This window comes from Mycobacterium angelicum, assembly GCF_002086155.1.
Taxonomy (GTDB): domain Bacteria; phylum Actinomycetota; class Actinomycetes; order Mycobacteriales; family Mycobacteriaceae; genus Mycobacterium; species Mycobacterium angelicum.
In genome coordinates, this window is sequence record NZ_MVHE01000441.1 from 1 (window position 1) to 215 (window position 215).

The window sequence follows — 215 nt, forward strand, 5'->3', positions numbered from 1 at the left end:
GCACCGCCGGCGACGGGTCGGGCAACCTGCCGGGCCACGGCTGACCGGGGTCGGCCTGCGGCACCGGCTCAGGGGCTACTAGGCCCAGCACGGTCAACGTGATGCGTTCGGCCGGGCCGTGTCCGCCGGATAGCACCGGCACCCGCACGGCCTCCGGACCGAGCAAGCCCTGCACCCGCACCAGCGCCCGACGGGCCCGAAGCCTGTCCTGTTCA

Annotated in this window: 1 pseudogene; it reads right to left on the reverse strand. The window is 74.9% G+C overall.

What is annotated here, in order from left to right:
* Positions 1 to 215: pseudogene (locus BST12_RS30175) on the reverse strand (DNA polymerase Y family protein); the annotation flags it as partial.